Source organism: Rhodoplanes roseus, from assembly GCF_003258865.1.
In the GTDB taxonomy this organism is placed as follows: Bacteria; Pseudomonadota; Alphaproteobacteria; order Rhizobiales; family Xanthobacteraceae; genus Rhodoplanes; species Rhodoplanes roseus.
In genome coordinates this window covers 1-380 of record NZ_NPEX01000687.1, presented here as the reverse complement: position 1 = coordinate 380, position 380 = coordinate 1, and the positions used below count along the sequence as shown (strand labels likewise).

At 62.9% G+C, this 380-nt stretch carries 1 protein-coding gene; it reads left to right on the top strand.

Annotation, left to right across the window (positions count from 1 at the left end):
* On the top strand, positions 1–380 hold a 380-nt coding region (locus tag CH341_RS31975; protein ID WP_146604738.1), incomplete at both ends, for an ABC transporter permease subunit.

Below are 380 nucleotides of genomic sequence, written 5' to 3'. Positions count from 1 at the left end.
ATCTACGGCAGCCGCTTTTCGTTGTTCGTCGGCTGCGTCGTGGTGGCTGGTGCGCTTGTGGTCGGAATCATTGTCGGGCTCCTCGCCGGCTTTTTCGGCGGCTGGTTCGACACCCTCGTCATGCGGGTGATGGACATCATCCTCGCCTTTCCGAGCCTGCTTCTCGCTCTCGCGCTGGTCGCGATCCTCGGCCCCAGCCTGACGAATGCAATGATCGCCATCGCGATCGTGCAGCAGCCACATTACGTGCGCCTCACCCGCGCGGCCGTAATGGCGGAAAAGCAGCGCGATTACGTCACGGCGGCACGTGTCGTGGGCGCAAGCCCGCTCCGGCTGATGGTTGTGACCATCCTGCCCAATTCGCTGTCGCCTCTTATCGT